The 19,166-nt window shown below is 66.8% G+C and carries 18 protein-coding genes; 5 read left to right on the forward strand and 13 right to left on the reverse strand.

Going from position 1 to position 19,166, the window contains the following annotated elements:
* Positions 1-145: 145 nt before the first annotated feature.
* From ABIE08_RS01710 to ABIE08_RS01765, 12 genes are all read right to left on the reverse strand, one after another.
* Positions 146-883: an SDR family NAD(P)-dependent oxidoreductase gene (locus tag ABIE08_RS01710; RefSeq protein WP_354548254.1), complete on the reverse strand. Its 738-nt coding sequence runs from the start codon at positions 881-883 to the stop codon at positions 146-148.
* 98 nt (positions 884-981) lie between these two features.
* Positions 982-2,448, reverse strand: coding sequence for an amidophosphoribosyltransferase (gene purF, locus ABIE08_RS01715; protein ID WP_354548256.1), 1,467 nt, complete (start codon positions 2,446-2,448; stop codon positions 982-984).
* Positions 2,449-2,516: 68 nt separating this feature from the next.
* Entirely contained in the window at positions 2,517-3,233 is a 717-nt protein-coding gene (locus tag ABIE08_RS01720; RefSeq protein WP_354548258.1) for a CvpA family protein, read from the reverse strand.
* A gap of 56 nt (positions 3,234-3,289) precedes the next feature.
* Positions 3,290-4,744: a DNA repair protein RadA gene (gene radA, locus ABIE08_RS01725; RefSeq protein WP_266332252.1), complete on the reverse strand. Its 1,455-nt coding sequence runs from the start codon at positions 4,742-4,744 to the stop codon at positions 3,290-3,292.
* Entirely contained in the window at positions 4,744-5,874 is a 1,131-nt protein-coding gene (alr, locus tag ABIE08_RS01730; RefSeq protein WP_354548260.1) for an alanine racemase, read from the reverse strand. Before alr ends, radA begins: the two co-directional genes overlap by 1 nt.
* 278 nt (positions 5,875-6,152) lie before the next feature.
* Positions 6,153-7,640, reverse strand: coding sequence for a replicative DNA helicase (locus ABIE08_RS01735; protein WP_266332250.1), 1,488 nt, complete (start codon positions 7,638-7,640; stop codon positions 6,153-6,155).
* A gap of 184 nt (positions 7,641-7,824) precedes the next feature.
* Positions 7,825-9,087 carry a cyclopropane-fatty-acyl-phospholipid synthase family protein gene (locus ABIE08_RS01740; RefSeq protein ID WP_354548262.1) on the reverse strand — a complete coding sequence of 421 codons (1,263 nt, stop codon included), beginning with the start codon at positions 9,085-9,087 and terminating at the stop codon, positions 7,825-7,827.
* Between the two features lie 224 nt (positions 9,088-9,311).
* Positions 9,312-9,875 (reverse strand): 50S ribosomal protein L9, encoded by a 564-nt coding sequence (rplI, locus tag ABIE08_RS01745; protein ID WP_266332248.1) that lies wholly within the window; start codon positions 9,873-9,875, stop codon positions 9,312-9,314.
* Positions 9,876-9,911: 36 nt separating this feature from the next.
* On the reverse strand, positions 9,912-10,856 hold the full coding sequence (locus tag ABIE08_RS01750) for a hypothetical protein (protein WP_354548264.1): 945 nt from the start codon (positions 10,854-10,856) through the stop codon (positions 9,912-9,914).
* A gap of 191 nt (positions 10,857-11,047) precedes the next feature.
* Positions 11,048-11,308 carry a 30S ribosomal protein S18 gene (gene rpsR / locus ABIE08_RS01755; protein ID WP_354548266.1) on the reverse strand — a complete coding sequence of 87 codons (261 nt, stop codon included), beginning with the start codon at positions 11,306-11,308 and terminating at the stop codon, positions 11,048-11,050.
* Positions 11,308-11,802 (reverse strand): 30S ribosomal protein S6, encoded by a 495-nt coding sequence (gene rpsF / locus ABIE08_RS01760; RefSeq protein WP_354548268.1) that lies wholly within the window; start codon positions 11,800-11,802, stop codon positions 11,308-11,310. Before rpsF ends, rpsR begins: the two co-directional genes overlap by 1 nt.
* A 409-nt stretch (positions 11,803-12,211) precedes the next feature.
* A complete protein-coding gene (locus ABIE08_RS01765) occupies positions 12,212-13,081 on the reverse strand; it encodes an aldo/keto reductase family oxidoreductase (protein ID WP_354548269.1) in 870 nt (289 codons plus the stop codon).
* Between the two features lie 94 nt (positions 13,082-13,175).
* Here ABIE08_RS01765 and ABIE08_RS01770 point away from each other — a divergent pair, with 94 nt between their 5' ends.
* From ABIE08_RS01770 to ABIE08_RS01790, 5 genes are all read left to right on the forward strand, one after another.
* Positions 13,176-14,084, forward strand: coding sequence for a LysR family transcriptional regulator (locus ABIE08_RS01770; protein ID WP_354548271.1), 909 nt, complete (start codon positions 13,176-13,178; stop codon positions 14,082-14,084).
* 136 nt (positions 14,085-14,220) lie between these two features.
* Positions 14,221-15,975, forward strand: a complete 1,755-nt coding sequence (locus ABIE08_RS01775) for an alkaline phosphatase (protein WP_354548273.1) — start codon at positions 14,221-14,223, stop codon at positions 15,973-15,975.
* A 288-nt stretch (positions 15,976-16,263) separates the two neighbouring features.
* Positions 16,264-16,728: a hypothetical protein gene (locus ABIE08_RS01780; protein WP_354548274.1), complete on the forward strand. Its 465-nt coding sequence runs from the start codon at positions 16,264-16,266 to the stop codon at positions 16,726-16,728.
* 3 nt (positions 16,729-16,731) lie between these two features.
* Positions 16,732-17,418 (forward strand): ABC transporter ATP-binding protein, encoded by a 687-nt coding sequence (locus ABIE08_RS01785; protein WP_354548276.1) that lies wholly within the window; start codon positions 16,732-16,734, stop codon positions 17,416-17,418.
* Positions 17,415-18,686 carry an ABC transporter permease gene (locus ABIE08_RS01790; protein WP_354548278.1) on the forward strand — a complete coding sequence of 424 codons (1,272 nt, stop codon included), beginning with the start codon at positions 17,415-17,417 and terminating at the stop codon, positions 18,684-18,686. The genes ABIE08_RS01785 and ABIE08_RS01790 overlap by 4 nt, the downstream gene beginning before the upstream one ends.
* Before the next feature lie 10 nt (positions 18,687-18,696).
* On the opposite strand, the gene ABIE08_RS01795 is transcribed toward ABIE08_RS01790, so the two are convergent.
* On the reverse strand, positions 18,697-19,041 hold the full coding sequence (locus ABIE08_RS01795) for a hypothetical protein (RefSeq protein ID WP_354548280.1): 345 nt from the start codon (positions 19,039-19,041) through the stop codon (positions 18,697-18,699).
* Positions 19,042-19,166 lie beyond the last annotated feature (125 nt).

Raw genomic sequence — 19,166 nt, forward strand, 5'->3', positions numbered from 1 at the left:
CTCACTGCCAAACGCCGTGTGTCTGGATCCCGGCCTGCGCCGGGATGACGGCCGGGGATCGAACCAATACGGCAGCAAATCAATGGCGAGAGCGGGGCTTTTCCCCTCTCCCTCAGGGAGAGGTGATGTCACTTCAACCGCTGACCTACGCCAGGAAGCGCGTGACGTTGCCCGTGGCAAATTCGAAGCGGGTGCCGTTGTCGGTGAAGCCGGGCGCGATCATGCGGACGATGTCGGCGGCGACGACGCGCGGGTGGTTCAGCGTCTCGGGATCCTCGCCGGGCTTCGCCTTGGCGCGCATCTGCGTGCGCAGGCGGCCGGGATCGAACAAATTCGCACGCACCGTGCTGGAATCGATTTCCGCCGCATAGGTGCGCACCAGCGCTTCGAGCGCCGCCTTGGAGGCCGAATAGACGCCCCAATAGGGGCTGCAGTTCACCACCGCGCCGGAGCTCAGGAACAGCGCGCGGCCGGCGTCGGACTGGCGCAGCAGCGGATCGAGAGAGCGGATCAGGCGGTAGTTGGCGGTGACGTTGACCGTCATCACCTCGTCCCAGATCTTCTGGTCGAGATGGGCGACGGGGGTGATGATGCCGAGCTGGCCGGCATTGCCGATGAGCCCGTCCAGCTTGCCCCAGCGCTCGTAGATCGAGAGGCCGAGCCGATCGATTGCCTCGAGGTCGCGCAGGTCGAGCGGCACCAGCGTCGCCGTGCCGCCCTTGGCCTGGATTGTGTCGTCCAGTTCCTCAAGCGCGCCGACCGTGCGGGCGATGGCGATCACATGCGCGCCGGCTTCCGCGACCGCGAGCGCCGCGTTCCAGCCGATGCCGCGCGAGGCGCCTGTGACGACGACGATGCGGCCGGAAAGGTCGGGAGTGGTCACTGAAGACGTCCAATCAAGTTCTAGGTTCGCCCGGGGCGGGGCGCTTGGCGGCGCCGCCCCGGGAAGACGGGAAGGAGAGAGGGGTGGCGAGCGGGCTATCAGCTCGCTTCGGCCAGCCGCTTCAGCGGCTGAACCTTGCCGCGATCTTCGAAATCGGCCAGCCGGGTCGGGTAGTCGCCGGTGAAGCAGGCATCGCAGAACTGGGGCGCGTCGCCATTGCGCTGCGCCTCGCCGACGGCGCGGTAGAGGCCGTCGATCGAGAGGAAGGCGAGGCTGTCGGCCTTGATGAAATCAGCGATTTCCTGGACCGACATATGCGAGGCGATCAGCTTCGACTTCTCCGGCGTGTTGACGCCATAGAAGCAGGAATCCTTGGTCGGCGGGCTGGCGATGCGCATGTGCACCTCGGCGGCGCCGGCGTCGCGGACCATCTGCACGATCTTCATCGAGGTGGTGCCGCGCACGATCGAATCGTCGACCAGCACGACGCGCTTGCCTTCGAGCACGCGCATATTGGCGTTGTGCTTCAGCTTCACGCCCATATGGCGGATGGCGTCGGTCGGCTCGATGAAGGTGCGGCCGACATAGTGGTTGCGGATGATGCCGAGATCGAACGGGATGCGGGCGGCCTCGGCATAGCCGATCGCGGCGGGAACGCCGGAATCCGGCACCGGCACGATGACGTCGGCATCGATGCCACTCTCCAGCGCTAGCTCCGCGCCGATGCGCTTGCGGACGTGATAGACGCCGCGACCGTCGACGGACGAGTCCGGACGGGCGAAATAGACATATTCGAACATGCAGAAGCGCGAACGCTGGCGTTCGAACGGGAAGAAGCTCTCGATGCCCTCATCGGTGATGATGACGACTTCGCCGGGATCGATGTCGCGGACATAGTCGGCGCCGATAATGTCGAGCGCGCAGGTTTCGGAGGCGAGGATATGCGCGTTCTCGAGCTTGCCGAGCACGAGCGGGCGAACGCCGAGCGGATCGCGGCAGCCCATCATCTTCTTCTCGGAGAGGGCGACGAGCGAATAGGCGCCTTCGATGCGGCGGATGGCGTCGATGAAGCGGTCGAGCAACTGGCCGTGGATCGAGGTGGCGATCAGGTGGATGATCGTCTCGGTGTCGGAGGTCGACTGGAACAGCGAGCCGCGGCGCTGTAATTCGCGCTTCAGCGTCATCGCATTGGTCAGGTTGCCGTTATGCGCGACGGCGAAGCCGCCGCCGGCGAATTCCGCGAACATCGGCTGGACGTTGCGCAGGCCGACGCCGCCGGTCGTGGCGTAGCGGTTGTGGCCGATGGCGCGACGGCCGGGCAGGCGGTCGATCACCGCCTTGCGGGTGAAGTTGTCGCCGACGAGGCCCATATGGCGCTCGATCGAAAACTGGCGGCCGTCATGGGCGGCGATGCCAGCGGCTTCCTGGCCGCGATGCTGGAGCGCGTGCAGGCCGAGCGCGGTCAGCGCGGCCGCATCGTCGTGTCCGAACACGCCGAACACGCCACACTCCTCGTGGAAGTGATCATCGTCAGCGGGAGCTGGCAGCATGGAAAAATCGTCCATATCCGGTCCTTTTAGCCTGACGGGCGATCGGGGGCGGCGATCGCGTCAGGGATTGGTGCTTCCCCGGGTCAGTCCGGTGCCGGCGTCTGGTCCGGCTCTTCGGCCGGTGGGTCGCCGCTATTGTCGAACAGGTTGTCGAGACCTTGGCGTTCCTGCGTGCCGTAACCGGGATTCGGCGCCGTCTGCGGCGCGTCGGGCTGGGCCGGCGCCGCATTGGGCGTCGCGTCCGGCGCATCCTCGGCAGGCGCATCCGTCGGCTGCGTTGCTTCCTCGCCCTTGCCGTGCAGCCGGTCCTGAATGGTCTTCTCGATGTCTTCCGGCAGCGCCGCGACGAGTTTGTCCGCGAGTGACTTCAAGATAGGCGCGCTTTGCGCGTTCGCAACCCATGCCGGCTGCCGGTCGGAAAGGATCCAGGACAGGAAGGCGAAGGCGATGACGACCAGCAGCAGGCCGCGCGCCACGCCGAAGCAGAAGCCCAGGATGCGGTCGAGCAGGCCGACGCGGCTGTCGATGACGAAATCCGAGATTTTCATCGCAATGTAGCTGGCGATGATGAGCGCGATGAAGAAAATGCCGGCGGCCGTCGCGATGATCGCCACGTTCTTGTTGGCGATATAGGGCTCTACGAAGGGCAGCAGCGACTTGTAGAAGAAGAAGGCGGCAGCGGCGGCGAGCGCCCAGGAGGCAACCGACAGCACTTCGCGGACAAAGCCGCGCACCATGGCCAGCATCGCCGAGATGAGAATGACGACAAAGACCACACCGTCAAGAATCGTGACCGGCATTCCTACGATGTCCCCTCGACCCGCGCTGCAGAAGGTTGCGCTTTAGCCCGTCGCCATCACGAATCCAAGGCCTCATCGGCCACACTGGACCGCCGTCTTGCCGCCGGATCCGGGACGGCGCGTTGTTCTGGCCGCGTCCCCGAGGCCGCGATCATCGCAACAAGTCCGGCCAACTGGTCGATCCCCTGCAATCCGGGACCGAGGTTGGCCTCCTTGTCGATCGAGGCTGCCGGCAGAACCGCCCTGCCAAAACCAAGCTTCTGCGCCTCTTTCAGGCGCTGCGCAGCATGGACGACGGGTCGGACGGCTCCCGACAGACTGACCTCGCCGAAATAGACGCAATCCGCCGGCAGAGCAATACCGGAGAGCGAGGAGACCAGCGCGGAAGCGACCGCGAGATCCGCAGCCGGCTCGGTAATTTTCAGTCCGCCGGCGACCGCCAGATAGACATCGTTCGACCCGAGCTTCACGCCGCAATGCGATTCGAGCACGGCGATCACCATGGCGAGGCGGCCGGAGTCCCAGCCGACGACGGCGCGGCGCGGCGTGCCGAGCAGAGACGGGGCGACAAGCGCCTGGATCTCGACCAGGACGGGGCGCGATCCCTCCATGCCGGCGAACACCGCCGCTCCGGGCGAGGCGGCGTTGCGTTCGCCGAGGAAGAGCTCCGACGGATTGGGCACTTCGCGCAATCCGCTGCCGGTCATCTCGAACACGCCGATCTCGTCGGTGGCGCCGAAGCGGTTCTTGACCGCGCGCAGGATGCGGAACTGCTTGCCGCCTTCGCCTTCGAAATAGAGCACGGCGTCGACCATGTGCTCGACGACGCGCGGGCCGGCAATCTGGCCGTCCTTGGTGACATGGCCCACCAGGACCAGGGTCGCTCCGGAGTGCTTGGCGTAGCGGATCATCGCCTGGGCCGAGGCGCGCACCTGCGTCACTGTGCCCGGCGCCGATTCGGCCGTTTCGGTCCAGAGCGTCTGGATCGAGTCGAGGATGACGAGGGCGGGGACGGGGCCTGCCTGCAAGGTTGCGAGGATGTCCTCGACGCTGGTCTCGGCGGCGAGCGCCACCGGCGTGTGGGCGACGCCCATGCGCTCGGCCCGCAGCCGCACCTGCGCGATCGCCTCTTCGCCGGAAATGTAGACGACGCGCTCGCCCTTCGCGGCCAGCGCGGCGGAGGCCTGCAGCAGCAGGGTCGACTTGCCGATGCCGGGATCACCGCCGACCAGCAGCGCCGAGCCGCGGACGAAGCCGCCGCCGGTAACGCGGTCCAGTTCGGCGATGCCGGAAGGGATGCGGGGCGTCTCGTTGCTGCCGCCGGAGAGCGCCTGCAGCTCGACGATGCGGCCGCGCTTGGCCGGGCCCTTGGCGGGGCCGCCGCCAATGCCGCCCGAGGCGCTTTCCTCGACCATCGTGTTCCATTCGCCGCAGGCTTCGCAGCGGCCCTGCCAGCGCGGGCTGACCGCGCCGCAGTTCTGGCAGATGTACTGGATCTTGGCCCGCGCCATCAGGCGTCTCCGAGGTAATGCCGCGCATAGCGGGCGCCGAGGCTGGTCAGGAATTCATAGCTGATCGTGCCGGCCGCCGCCGCCACGTCGGCAACGGGCATGTTGGGGCCGAACAGCTCGACCCAGTCGCCGCGTCCGGCCTCCGGGATGTCGGTGACGTCGATCGCCATCAGGTCCATCGAGACGCGGCCGACCAGCGGCGCCACCCGGCCATGCAGGAAGGTCGCGGCGCCGGGCCGGCTGTCGGTAGAGCCGGCCGCGCGGTGGTAGCCGTCGGCATAGCCGGTCGACAGGATGGCGATGCGGCTCGGCCGCGCCAGCGTCTGCGCCGCCCCGTAGCCGACCGTCTGGCCCGCCGGCACGTCGCGGATCTGCACGATGCGCGCCTCGGCGGTGACGACGGTCTCGAGCGGCGCCATGCCCTCGACGAACGGCCCGCCATAGAGGCCGATGCCGGGGCGCACGAGGTCGAAATGATAATCGGGGCCGAGCACGATGCCGGCCGTGTTGGCAAGCGAGACCGGCAGGCCGGGGAACAGCGCCTTGACGTCCTGCATCGTCGCCAGCTGGCTGGCATTGAGCGGATGGGCCGGGGTGTCGGCGCAGGCGAGATGGCTCATCGCCAGGCTCAGGCCCAGCCGATCGACCAGGCCGGTATCGGCGGCCAGTTCCTGCGCCTCGGCAAAGGTGACGCCGAGCCGGTTCATGCCGGTATCGACATGCAGCGCGGCGTTGCCGCTGCCGCCCGCGGCGCGATAGGCGGCCCATTCGTCCAGTTCGCCGCTCGAACCGATGACGGGACGGAGCGTCGCCTCGGCATGCACCGAGGCGAGGTTGGTGGCGAGCCCGTTCAGCACATAGATCGTCGCATCCGGCATGGCGGCGCGGACTCGCAGTCCCTCGTCCGGCAGCGCCACGAAAAAGGTGCGGCATCCGACGCGTGCCAGGGCCCGTACGGCGGGTTCGACGCCGATGCCGTAGGCATTGCCCTTCACGGCGGCGGATGTCTCCGCGCGGTCCGCCCGCGCGGCGAGCGATTGCCAGTTTCGCGCCAGCGCGGCGAGGTCGATCGTCAGCCGGTTGCCGGCCGTCACGGGCGCCTGGCTGGGGGTGGGATCCGAATGTTCCATCAGGGGAGGGTACGCGATTCTTGGCTGCCAGCGCGGCGAGCATGGATCAGGGACTTGCTGACCGAGGTCTCGACGATTTTCACGGCGATCTCAAGGCGTTCGCAGCAGCTTTGCCCTGCGGCACGACAAAGCCGGTCGCCCCGGCGAAGGCCGGGGCCATAAACACCGGCCGAGCAATCAGGAGGTACCCATATCTCCGCAAGCCGGTGCTTCTGGATCCCGGCCTTCGCCGGGATGATGCCTGAGGGATAGGGAGGGGCCGAAGCCGTGACGCGCCGCTATTCGAAGGATTCCGGCAGGTGGTCGCGCTTGGCGAGATTCGAGAAGCGCGTGATCTCGGCCTCGAACTGCAACTGGACCGTGCCGGTGGGGCCGTGGCGCTGCTTGCCGATGATGACCTCAGCCGTGCCGGCGACCTGCTCCATCTCCGCCTGCCACTTGAAGAACTCCTCGGTGCCTTCCTTCGGCATCTTGCCCTTCAGGTAGTACTCGTCGCGATACACGAACATCACCACGTCGGCGTCCTGCTCGATCGAGCCCGATTCGCGCAGATCGGAAAGCTGCGGCCGCTTGTCTTCGCGCGCCTCGACCTGACGCGAGAGCTGCGACAGCGCAATCACCGGCACGGCCAGTTCCTTGGCAAGCGCCTTCAGGCCGGTAGTGATTTCGGTAATTTCCTGCACGCGGTTGGCCTGGCCCTTGCCGGAGCCTTGCAGCAGCTGGAGGTAGTCGATCATCAGCACATCGAGGCCGCGCTGGCGCTTCAGGCGGCGGGCGCGGGCGGTCAGCTGGGCGATCGAGAGGCCGCCGGTCTGGTCGATATAGAGCGGGATGCGCGCCATCTCGCGCGATGCCTCGACGACGCGGGCGAACTGGTTCTCGTCGATCGAACCACGGCGGATATGGGAGGACGACACGCCCGACTGCTCGGCCACGACACGTGTCGCCAGCTGTTCGGCCGACATTTCCAGCGAGAAGAAGCCGACAATGCCGCCATTGACGGTTTTCATCGAGCCGTCGGGCTGCAATTCGCCGCGATAGGCCTTGGCGATGTTGAAGGCGATGTTGGTAACGAGCGAGGTCTTGCCCATGGCGGGACGACCGGCCAGCACGATCAGATCGGAGGCCTGCAGGCCGCCCATCTGGCGGTCGAGATCGTCGAGGCCGGTGGCGATGCCGGAGAGGTGGCCGTCGCGCTGATAGGCGGCGCTGGCCATGTCGATGGCGGTCTTGAGCGCGTCCTCGAAGGAGTGGAAGCCGCCGTCATAGCGGCCGGTTTCGGCCAGCGCGAACAGCCGGCGCTCGGCGTCCTCGATCTGCGCCTTGGGCGGCATGTCGATCGGCGCGTCGAAGGCGATGTTGACGACGTCCTCGCCGATGCCGATCAGCGAGCGGCGGAGCGCCAGGTCATAGATCGAGCGGCCGTAATCCTCGGCATTGATGATGGTGGTCGCTTCCGCCGCGAGGCGGGCCAGATACTGCGCCGGGTTGAGCTCGCCGATGGCGAGGTCGGCGGGCAGGAAGTTCTTCAGCGTGACCGGGTTGGCGATCTTGTTCTGGCGGATGAGCTGCGAGGTGATCTCGTAGACGGTCTTGTGCACCGGCTCGAAGAAATGCAGCGGCTCGAGAAAGTCCGAGACGCGATAGAACGCCTCATTGTTGACGAGGATGGCGCCCAGAAGCGCCTGCTCGGCTTCGATGTTATGCGGCGGCTGCCGATAGAATTCGGCTTGCTGCGGCGGTGCGGCTCGCGCTGGAACGTTCATGTTTGATTGGCTCTCAGATCCCTGAGCCCTAGTTAGGCGCAGGATGGGCCGACCGCCTAACGTTCGCTTCCTTCGTACCCGTTATCCATAGGTTAACGCCGAAGACTCCGCGCCAAGGGCACTTGCCGCTTGCGCGAAGCGTTTCGGTGACAGTTTGGTGAAAACGACCGATTCGGCCCTCCCTCTAGCCGTTTCCGGCGATTTTCAGGGAAGGCCGCTGGCCGGCATGGTCGCGGAGGCGCAGGGCTTCCTCGGCCTGCCAGATATAGTCGCGCGTCAGCGGAAGCGCGTTCTGGTCGCGGACGATCTGGATCTGGAAGATCATCATGTCCTGATAGCGGAACGCCGTCTCGGATGCGGCGAGGTAGAACTCCCACATCCGGCAGAAGGCCTCGTCGTAGAGCGCCAGCGCCTCGGCACGCCGGGCGAGGAATCGCTCGCGCCAGGCCTTCAGCGTCTCGGCGTAATGAAGCCGGAGGATCTCGACGTCCGTGACCTTCAAGCCCGCCTTCTCGATCGCCGGGAACACTTCCGAGAGCGACGGGATATAGCCGCCCGGGAAGATGTATTTCTGGATCCAGGAATTGGTCTCGCCGGGCTCATCGAAGCGGCCGATCGCATGCAGGACCATCACGCCGTCTTCGGTCAGGAGCCGGCGGACCTGCTCGAAATATTCGCGGAAATGGCCCACGCCGACATGCTCGAACATGCCGACGGAGATGATGCGGTCGAACTGCGTCTTGAGCGCCCGGTAGTCCTGCAGCTTGAACGAGGCGCGTTCGGCGAGGTTCATCGCGGCGGCGCGGGCATTCGAGACCTTGTGCTGCTCCTCCGACAGCGTCACGCCGGTGACGTCGACATCGGCATGGGTCGCCAGGTACAGGCCGAGGCCGCCCCAGCCGGAGCCGATATCCAGCACCTTCTGGCCGGGCGCCAGCGCCAGCTTGGCCGCGAGGTGCCGTTTCTTGGCGACCTGCGCTTCTTCCAGGCCGGTGTCGGGCGTCTCGAAATAGGCGCAGGAATATTGCTGGTCGCTGTCGAGGAACAGCGAATAGAGCCGCCCGTCGAGATCATAGTGGTGGGCGACGTTCTGGCGCGCGCGGAACGGCGTGTTCCACTGCCGGAAGCGCCGGGTCCAGACGCGCAGCCGGTACACCGCGCGCATCCACCAGGAGCGGCCGCCGCCACCGGTGTTCTGCAGGACCACTTCCAGGAAATCGTAGATCGAGCCCTGCTCGACCACGAAGCCGCCATCCATGAAGGTTTCGCCGAGCTTCAGCTCGGGGTTCATGATGACCGCCCGCTCGGCCGCCGCCGAGGTGAAGCGGACGCGGACTGGAACGCCGCTGCCATCGCCGAAGCGGTGGAGCCTTCCCTTGGCGTCGATGATTTCAAGCGATCCACGCTTCAGGACGCCTGACAGATAGTTGATGAGCAACCGGTTCATGGTGATCCGCTGCCCCCCTCCTGAATGTCTTGGTTTACCAAGGCAGGTTGCGACAAGGCGGTCGGCGACATCCGGCCGTCGAAGCGATGGTAGCCCCGATTTCGCCGCAATTTCAAGCGGGTACGCGTTAAGCCGATTACGTAGCGACTTCCAAACGAAAAGAGCGCCGCGGAAACCGCGGCGCTCTCTCGAAAATAAGGCTCCCTTCAGGTGAAGGGACCCGATCAGATCTCTTCTTCGTCGTCGACGCCGGCGAAGCCTTCGCCTTCCGGAAGCGGCTCGAGCTCGAAGTCGTCCTGGACGGCCGAGAGGTCTTCACCCTTCGACTGGCGGGCGGCTTCGTCGACGCTGCGGGCGACGTTGATCGTGACGGTTGCTTCCACTTCCGGATGCAGCGCGACCACGACGTCGTGCAGGCCGATGGTCTTGATCGGAACTTCGAGCACGACCTGGCTGCGGCCGACCGAGAAGCCGGCCTCGGTGACGAGCTCGGCAACGTCGCGGCTCGAAACCGAACCGTACAGCTGGCCGGTCTCGCCGGCCTGGCGGACGACGATGAACGACTGGCCGTTGAGGGCCTCGGCGACCTTCTCGGCGTCGGACTTGCGCTCGAGGTTGCGGGCCTCGAGGTGAACCTTCTCGGCCTCGAAGCGCTTCTTGTTGGCTTCGTTGGCGCGCAGCGCCTTGCCCTGCGGCAGCAGGAAGTTACGGGCGTAGCCGTCCTTGACGTGCACGACTTCGCCCATCTGGCCGAGCTTCGCGACGCGCTCCAGCAGAATAACGTCCATGGTATGACTCCTTCGTTCTATAATTCTATCAATGACTTACGAGATGCCGGGCCGTGCCGCGAAGCGGCGGGCCCGGAATTGAAGGGCCGTGTCGGCAAGTCCGACCACGGCCATGATGCCGAGCGGCAGCAGGAAGATGAAGCTGACGGCATAGACCAGGAAAAGCAGCAGCGGCCGCGCCGCCTTGCCGAGAAGCACCGCATGCAGCAGACCAAATCCGGTCAGCGCGAAGGCGAAGCCCATGGCGCCGGCGACTGCGCCGGCGATCTGGCCCGGTACGCCCGGCAGCAGGCTGACGACGAAGGCGAGGCCGAAGAACAGCGCCGCCGGCTGCGGCAGCACCACCGTCCAGAGCGGCGTCCATTCGCGCGTCAGCAGGCCCGACATCTTGGCGATCCGGGCGCCGAGCCAGGTGGCGAGCACGAGGATGCCGAGCGTCAGGCTCGCCGAGGTGAACGGCATAAGGCCGATGTTGAAGCGGACCAGCGGCTCCATCTCGGCATCGGTCGGCGTCATGCCTTCCGATTGCGCCAGCCAGCTCTTCAGCACAGCGAGCGTCTGGGTGATCAGCGCCTCTGGGTCGTAGCCAAGCAGGAAGCCGGTGACGACGACGGCCGCCGCGACGGCGAGCGACACGCGCATCAGCACGACGTCGAGGGGAAACCACTGCCGCCCGCCGGGCGCGGTATCGTCCGGCCGCGACAGGCCGACGAGATGGGCTGCCCAGGCGACGGGGGCGGCGAAGAGGATGAAATAGAGCCCGCCGGCGAGATGGCCGATGGCGAAGCCGATCAGCGCCGAAGCGACGGCGGCCGCGGCAGCGCCGGAAAGCGTGCCGAATCCGAGCGCGGCGATGGCGATCGGCAGCGGGGACAGGATGAAGAGGGGGAAGGCGAGGGCGGTCCCGCTGACGAGCCCGGCAAACAGCAGCGCTGCCGCCATTCCGGCTCCAAAGCCAATCAGGATATTCCGCATCGACATGTTATCTCGCTGTCCCGCTTCGAGAGCGGTTAGAGGCAGGTCACGGGAAGCCCGGCCATACCCCAACCAAGTCTTGCCTCAGGGAGGCACTGAAAATCTTGCCCAAGGGGCGGTGCCGGACCGGCGGCAGGCGTCGGTCCGGCGAAGTCAGCGATCGCCAAGGGAAACCGAGGTTTCCGGCGATCGGAGTCTTACTTGATCACGTAGGGGATCAGGCCGAGGAAGCGTGCGCGCTTGATCGCCTGGGCGAGCTCGCGCTGCTTCTTGGCGGAGACCGCCGTGATGCGGGACGGAACGATCTTGCCGCGCTCGGAAATGTAGCGCTGCAGGAGACGGATGTCCTTGTAGTCGATCTTCGGCGCGTTGGCGCCGGAGAACGGGCAGGTCTTCCGACGACGGAAGAACGGGCGGCGCTGGCCGCTGGAGGTGCTGGTGGTGCCGATGTCAGCCATTATTCAGCCGCTCCTTCAGACTCATCCGAGCGCGGACGGCGCTCGCCACGGAAACCGCCGCCGGCGCCGCCTTCACGGTCGCCACGGAAGCCGCCGCCGCCACCACCGAAGCCGCCACGCGGACGGTCGCCACGGTCGCCGAAGCGGCCGCCACGGTCGCCATCGTCACGATCGCGCTTCTGCAGCATGGCAGACTGGCCTTCCTCATGCGCCTCGACCTTGAGGGTCAGGATGCGGAGGACGTCTTCGTTCATGCGCTGCTGACGCTCCAGCTCGGCCATGGCGGCCGCCGGTGCGTCGATGTTGATCAGCGTGTAGTGCGCCTTGCGATTCTTGCGAATGCGGAACGCAACAGACTTCAGGCCCCACTGCTCGATCTTGCTGACCGTGCCGCCATTGGCCTCGATGAGGCCCTTGAACTGCTCGGTAAGTGCTTCGACCTGCTGTGCGGACACGTCCTGTCGCGACAGAAATACGTGCTCATAAAGCGGCATGATTGCCCTTCCTTTTCATTTCCCGGCGCCAAGCCTCACCGAAGCCTTCGAGAAAGGCTGATCGGTACAACTTCGAGAGCGGGAACACGGGAAGACGGGATCTTGTGATCCCTGCGGCTCGCGCCGCCTTCCGTTCAACCCCCGGCCGGGTGTCGATACGACGGGCGGTGCATATACGGGAATGACCGAGAAGGCAAGGCGCAGCGGCGCAGGCGGCCTGGCTTGCGGGAGGTTTCGATCTCGCCGCGGCGAATGTTCAAGCAACCCTGGACCGAAAGCAAGACCCTCACCCAGCCCTCTCCCGCAAGCGGGCGAGGGCTTCGGGCCTGCGCACGTCATCGATTCCCAGCCTTGCGAAGGGCACCGCGGGACTCCCTCTCCCGGCACGGGAGAGGGCAGGGGTGAGGGCTTACTTCGCCCCGATAGCGTCCAGCCCTGCCAAAGCATCATCTGGCAGAACCAGGTCGGCGACGGCGAGGTTTTCCCGGAGATGCGCCACCGACGCGGTGCCGGGAATGAGCAAAATGTTCGGCGAACGGCGCAGCAGCCAGGCCAGCGCCACTTGCATCGGCGTGGCGCCAAGGCGCGTCGCGACGTCGTTCAGGGTCGAGGACTGCAGCGGACTGAAGCCGCCGAGCGGGAAGAACGGCACATAGGCGATGCCGTCGCGGGCGAGATCGTCGATCAGCGCGTCATCGCCGCGATGGGCGAGATTATACTGGTTCTGCACGCAGACGATCTCGACCATCCGACGCCCCTCGGCGATCTGCACCGGGGTGACATTGCTGAGGCCGATATGGCGCACCAGCCCCTGGCGCTGAAGCTCGGCCAGCACCGCGAGCGGCGCCTCGATCGATCCTTCGGCCGGGCCATGCGTATCGAACATGATGCGAAGGTTCACAACGTCGAGCGCGTCGAGGCCGAGATTGCGGAGGTTGTCGTGAACCGCCGCCGTCAGTTCCGTCGGCTCGTAGGCGGGGATCCAGGATTTGTCGGCGCCGCGCCGCGCGCCGATCTTGGTGACGATGGTCAGGTCGTCGGAATAGGGATGCAGCGCCTCGCGGATCAGCTGGTTGGTGACGTGCGGGCCGTAGAAGTCGCTGGTGTCGATGTGGTCGACGCCTTGCGCCAGCGCCTCGCGCAGCACGGCGAGGGCTGCCGTATGGTCTTTGGCTGGCCCGAACACGCCGGGCCCTGCGAGCTGCATCGCGCCATAGCCAAGGCGTTTTACAGTGCGATCGCCGAGCTTGTGGGTGCCGGCCTCATTGATTTTGGACATCGTCTTTCTCCGTTTTCGGTGACCCACAGATAGAGGCTGCCTGCATTTCCGATAATCCGATACAATCCGGACGGCTTGTGCGGATTGGCGAACAATGACGGCGGAACTGAGCGATCTCAATGCATTCGTGGCGGTGGCCCGCGCCAAGGGATTTCGCGATGGCGCACGGCTTACCGGCGGCAGCGCCTCGGCGCTGAGCGAGGCGGTGCGGCGGCTCGAGGCGCAGCTCGGCGTTCGCCTGTTCAACCGGACGACGCGCAGCGTCCAGCTGACCGAGGCGGGCAGGGGGCTGCTGGAACGGCTGGCGCCGGCATTGGCCGAGGTTCAGGCGGCCCTCGACGTGGTCAATGGCTATCGCGACCGGCCGGCCGGGGTGCTGCGACTGAACGTGCCGGTCAGTGCCGTGCGGCTGGTGCTGCCGGATATCGTCCCCGCCTTCCTGGCGGTCTATCCCGAAATCCGGCTCGAGATCATCGCCGAGGACAGCTTCGTCGACGTCCTGGCCGCCGGCTGCGACGCCGGCATCCGCTACGACGAGCGGCTGGAGCAGGACATGATCGCGATGCCGATCGGGCCTCGCGTCCAGCGCTTCGCGACAGCCGCGGCGCCCGCCTATCTCGATCGTCGCGGCCGGCCGGAACATCCGCGCGACCTGCTGGAGCACGACTGCATCCGTGGGCGCTTTTCCAGCGGATCGATGGCGGCCTGGGAATTCGAGCGCGAGGGCGAGATCGTCCGCGTCGAGCCGACGGGCCCGCTGATCGTGCAGGCGGGGCCGGCCACCGACCTTGCCGTCGACGCCGCGCTGGCTGGCACCGGCATCCTCTATCTGTTCGAGGACTGGTTGCGGCCGCATCTCGACAGCGGCGCGCTGGAGCCGGTGCTCGAGCCCTGGTGGCAGCGCTTCTCCGGGCCGTTTCTCTATTATCCGGGCCGCCGCCTCGTCCCGGCGCCGCTGCGCGCCTTTGTCGATTTCATCCGGGATCGGCCGCCGCGTCCCTGACGCTCTCCGACGCTATTTCCACGCCGGCTTGTCATTTCGCGCGCTTTCGTCGGGCACTTTCACATGGGTGTCATGCGCAGCTTTTAGGCCCGGTCCGTAGGCCGCTGCGCGGCCCCCCATTTCGAAGAGGCTCCCGATGCGCACATTGCTGTTCACGCTGGCTGCGACGACCATGCTCGCCGGCACGGCACAGGCGACCACGGTCTATCCGCTGGACCGTGCCACGATTCTCGCCGGCTCGCCGTTCGACTTCAAGGTCGAGTTCAACGAGACCGTGAAGCCCGAAGACATCAAGGTCACGGTCAATGGCCAGGACTACAAGACGGTCTTCGGCCAGGAAGCGACCTTCACCGAGACGGAACTCGGCAAGGACGACAAGAAGCTCGGCTCGGCGCTGACGCTGCGCAAGCTCGTTCTCGCCACGCCCGGCGACTACAAGGTCGAGGCCACCGCTGGCGGCGAGACCAAGTCCGTCACCTGGGTCGTCTACGGCACGGCCGAGCAGCCCAAGGCCAAGAACGTCATCTTCCTGCTCGGCGACGGCCTCTCCGTCGCGCATCGGACCGCGGCACGAATCATGTCCAAGGGCATGACCGAGGGCAAGGCCGATGGCCGCCTCGCCATGGACGACCTCGACCACATGGCCTTCATCGGCACATCGTCGACGGAAGCCATCGCCACCGACAGCGCCAACACGATGTCGGCCTACATGACCGGCCACAAGACAGCCGTGAACGCGCTCGGCGTCTATGCCGATCGCACGCCGGCTTCGCTGGATGACCCGAAGGTCGAGACCCTGGGCGAGGCGCTGCGCCGCCAGACCAAGAAGTCGATCGGCATCGTCACCACCTCGGAACTTCAGGACGCCACCCCGGCCGCCGTCGTCGCCCACACCCGCAAGCGCGCCGACAAGGCTGAGATCACCGGCATGATGTTCGACGTGCAGCCGGACGTCGTGCTCGGCGGCGGCTCGGCCTACTTCCTCGGCAAGGAGACGCCCGGCTCCAAGCGCAAGGACGACAAGGACTACATCAAGCAGTTCCAGGACGCCGGCTACACGCTGGCCACCGACAAGGCGGAACTGGAAAAGGCCGCCGGCACCAATACCGGCAAGATCCTCGGCCTGTTCCACACCGGCAACATGGACACGCTGCTCGACCGCAACTTCCTGAAGAAGGGCACGGTCGGCAAGTTCCCGAACCAGCCGGGCCTGGTCGAGATGACGGAAGCCGCGCTCGCACAGCTTTCGAAGAACCCGGAGGGCTTCTTCCTGATGGTCGAGGCCGCCAACATCGACAAGATGTCCCATCCGCTCGACTGGGATCGCGCCGTCGTCGAGACCATCGAATTCGACAAGGCGGTCGCCGCGGCCCGTGCCTTCGCCGAGAAGAACCCAGACACGCTGATCGTCGTCACGGGCGACCACACCCACGGCGTCTCGATCATCGGCACGGTCGATGACGACAAGGCCGGCCCGGAGATGCGCGAGAAGGTCGGCACCTATGCCGATGCCGGCTTCCCCAACTACACGGACGCGGACAAGGACGGCTACCCGGACAAGATCGACGTCAGCCGTCGCCTGTTCATCGCCGCCAACAACGGCCCCGACCACTACGAGACCTTCCGCCCGAAGCTCGACGGCCCGTTCGTCCCGGCCGTGCAGAACGAGAAGAAGGAATATGTCGCCAACGAAGCCTACAAGGACGTTCCCGGCGCCGTCTTCGTCCAGGGCAACATCCCCCGCGAAGGTGACTCGGGCGTCCACGCCGTCGACGACGTCGTGCTGCAGTCGACCGGTCCCGGCTCGGAAGGCTTCAAGGGCTACATGGAGCAGAGTGACGTCTACCGCGTGATCGTCGACGCCCTGGCCCTCGCCCCCGCCAAGAAGTGATCCGGCGGCCTCTGGCTGCATACTCAGGCTTCGGGCGCTCGCGCCCGGAGCCGTTTTGTGGAGGCCTGAGGCCCTCTCGCTAGTGGCTTCGTCGCCCCGGCGAAGGCCGGGGCCCATACACACCGGCCCATCAAGGGGAAGCCAGACTTCGCCACGTCGGTGCGTCTGGATCCCGGCCTCCGCCGGGATGACGACCGAGGGATCCACAGAGCGTGACGCTTCCATGATGTTGCGCCAGCAGCTCCGGGGCCGGTGAGCGAAGGTCTCTGCACTCGATAGGAGAAACCCATGACGCTGGTTCGGATTTCGCGGCGCGATGCGCTGCTGGGCGGGTTCGCCGCCCTGGCGACGGCCTCCGGGATCACACCGCCCGCGCTTGCCGCCGCGCCGACGCTCACCTTTGACGAACTCTATGGTTCCGTCGGCGTCCTCGGTCTGACTTTCTCCGACAAGGTCAAGCAGCAGGCCGGCCAGACCGTGACCATGCGCGGCTTCATGGCGCCGCCGCTCAAGGCCGAGGCGGCCTTCTTCGTTCTGACGGAAATCCCGATGGCGCTCTGCCCATTCTGCTCGTCCGATGCCGATTGGCCCGACAATATCCTCGTCGTCTATCTCGGCGAGAAGCAGACCTTCGTGCAGCCGAACGCGGTGATCGAGGTGAGGGGCGTGCTCGAATACGGCTCCTGGACCGACCCCGAGACCGGCTTCGTCAGCCTGCTGCGCCTGCGCGACGCCAGCTTTGGCGAAGTCTGAGCCATGCTCGGGTTGCGCCTCGAACGTCTCGTCGTTTCCTTCCCGGGCCTGCCGACGCCGGTGCTGTCGATCCCGGCGCTGGCGATCGCGCCCGGCGAGCGGGTCGCCGTCACGGGGCCTTCCGGTTCCGGCAAGAGCACGCTGGTCAACATCGTCACCGGGCTGGAGCGCGCGAGCGAGGGCGTCGTGCGCTGGCATGATACCGACATCGCCACGCTTTCGGAGGGCGCGCGCGATGCGTGGCGCGCCGGGAATGTCGGCCTGGTGATGCAGGACTTCCATTTGTTTCCGGGCCTGTCAGCGCTCGAAAACGTGCTGCTGCCCGTCCGGCTGCGGGCGCGAAGCGTTGCCCCGCATATCGACCGGGCGCGCGAGTTGATGCGTCGGGTCGGGCTCGCCCGTCCCGACCAGCCGGTCACCACCATGTCGCGCGGCGAGATGCAGCGCGTCGCCGTCGCCCGCGCGCTGCTGCGCAAGCCGGGCATCATCATCGCCGACGAGCCGACGGCAAGCCTGGATCCCGAAAGCGGCGCCGTGGTCGTCGATCTCCTGCTGGAACTGGCGGCCGAGGAGAGAGCGACCGTGCTGGTCGTCTCGCATGACGCGCGGCTGATCGAGCGCATGGACCGGCGCATCCGCCTCATCGCAGGCCGCATCGCGGCCGACCCCGCCGGAGAACAGGCCGCATGATTCGCTTCGTCTTCGCCGATCTCCGCCGTCTCTGGGCGGGCTCGCTGGTCGTCATCCTGCTGGTGGCGCTCGCCACCGCGCTCGGCGTCGCCGTGACGCTGCAGGAGCGGGCGCTGCGCCTCGGCAGCGCGAGGGCAGCGGACCGGTTCGATCTCGTCGTCGGCGCCGCCGGCAGCGAGACGCAATTGGTGCTCTCCTCGATCTTCCTGCAGGCAGCGCCGCTGCCGCTCGTCTCCGGCAAGGTGCTGCACGATCTCGCCGAGGATCCCCGCGTCGTCTGGGCCGCGCCGGTCGGCTTCGGCGATTCGTTCGATGGCCATCCGATCGTCGGCACCACCACGGCGCTGATCGATGGCGCCGGCGTCGGGCTGGCCGAGGGCCGGGCTTTCACCGCGCGCGCCGAAGCCGTCATCGGCGCCGCCGTGCCGCTCCGGCTCGGCCAGGATGTGAAGCCGATGCACGGCATGGCGGGCGAGGGCGGTCATACCCATGCCGAGATCGCCTATCGCGTCGTCGGCCGCATGGCGCCGACCGGCACGCCCTGGGACCGCGCCATCCTCGTCCCGATCGAGGCGGTCTGGGGCATTCACGGCATGGATGCGGGTGGTGCGCATGCGCACGACGCATCCGGTCACGATCGCGACTCGCCCGGCCACGACCACGCGACAGAGGTGGATTCTCCGCACCATGAGGAAAAGGCCGCAGCGCTGGGTGGCCCTTGGCGGGAGACTACACCGGGCGTGCCGGCCATCCTCGTCAAGCCGCGAACCTTCGCCGATGCCTACAAGCTGCGCGCCCAGTACCGCGCCGGCTCGACGCTGGCGGTGTTCCCGGGCGAGGTGCTGACGGCGCTCTATGCGACGCTGGGCGACGCCAAGGCCGTGCTGAACGGCGTCGCCATCGGCGCGCAGTTCCTGGTCGCCGCGGCGATCGCCCTGGTGACGGTGATGCATGTCAGCCAGCGCCGTCGCCAGATCGGCGCGCTGCGGGCGCTCGGCGCGCCGCGCCTGGCCCTGTTCGGCATCGTCTGGATGGAATTGTTCGTGCTGGTCGCGATCGGCATCCTTGCCGGCTGCGCGCTCGGCTATGGCGCGGCGCAGTTCCTGTCGGCGCTATTCACACGCGAGAATGGCGTCGTGCTGCCGGTCGCGTTCGCCCGCGCCGATTTCGCACTCGTCCTGGCCTTGCTGGGCGTCGCCGCCCTGTTGGCGGCGCTGCCCGCCTGGATGGCCTATCGCCAGCCGCCCGCGGCTGCGCTGCGCGCCTGAGGCCCGCCGCTCAGCTTGGCGAGAGCACGTTGATCAGGATCATCAGCGCGATGCCGAACGCCGTCACGAGCAGGCCGAGCATGAAGCGGTTCTTGGCGCGCTGGTAGACCGGGATCTCGAGCGAGTTGACCTCGAGCATCTCGGCCAGCGCCTTGATCTGCAGGCCGACGCCGAGCGCCAGCGCGACCGCCTCGATGTAATCCGTCACCATCCATGGGGAATCGTCGGTCGCCCACTGCACGGTGAAGCCGAGCGAGAAGCCCAGCACGATGCCCATCGCGGTCAGGGAGCCATTGCGGAACGTGGAATCGATTCGCGGCACCGGTTCGCGCGGGCTGTTCGGATCCGAGGCCATGGAGTCGTCTCCATCAGGATGCGGCGGCGCCCGGCTTTCCAGGCGTCGCGGCGGTTGTGCTCGTCCGTTGTGTACCGCAACGGCATGCGGTTGGACATCACCCCGGCGGCAGGTGGCCGATAGGC

Source organism: Kaistia defluvii, assembly GCF_040548815.1.
GTDB lineage: Bacteria > Pseudomonadota > Alphaproteobacteria > Rhizobiales > Kaistiaceae > Kaistia > Kaistia defluvii_A.